The following is a 585-nucleotide window of genomic DNA, read 5'->3' on the forward strand; positions in this document are numbered from 1 at the left end:
ACGATCCCGCCCGGGTCGAACGGTGTCGGCGGTGTCGGCATCGGGCCCGTCTTGGCCAGGCGCTGCTGGGTCGTTCCCGGGGCGGGCTGACCAGCAAGGTACACCTGGCCGCGGACCGCCGCTGCCGGCCGCTGGGATTCGTGCTGACCGCGGGGCAGGGGGCGGACAGCCCTCAGTTCACCGTCGTGCTCGGCCAGGTCCGGGTCCGCGGGCCACGCGGGCGGCCCCGGACCCGACCGACGCGGTCGCCGCGGACAAGGCCTACTCGTGTCGCGCGAACCGGGCCTACCTTCGCAGCCGAGGGATCACCGCGGTCATCCCGGAGAAGACCGACCAGGTGGCCAACCGTCAACGCAAAGGCAGCCGAGGCGGACGGCCCGTGCGTCACGACGCCGAGCTGTACCAGGACCGCAACACCGTCGAACGCACGATCAACAGGACGAAGGCCTGGCGGGGTATCGCGACCCGCTACGACAAGACCCCCGGCAGCTACCTCGCCGGGCTCCACCTCCGCGCATCCATGATCTGGATCAAGGAACTCGCTCCAACCCTTTGATCACAACCCGATACACGGCCTAGGGACGA

1 pseudogene is annotated in these 585 nt (G+C 70.3%); it reads left to right on the forward strand.

Going from position 1 to position 585, the window contains the following annotated elements:
* A pseudogene (locus tag MXD61_RS05790) lies at positions 1 to 556 on the forward strand (IS5 family transposase); the annotation flags it as partial.
* Positions 557 to 585: the final 29 nt, after the last annotated feature.

The sequence above is a fragment of the Frankia sp. AgPm24 genome, assembly GCF_023243055.1.
Classification (GTDB): domain Bacteria; phylum Actinomycetota; class Actinomycetes; order Frankiales; family Frankiaceae; genus Frankia; species Frankia umida.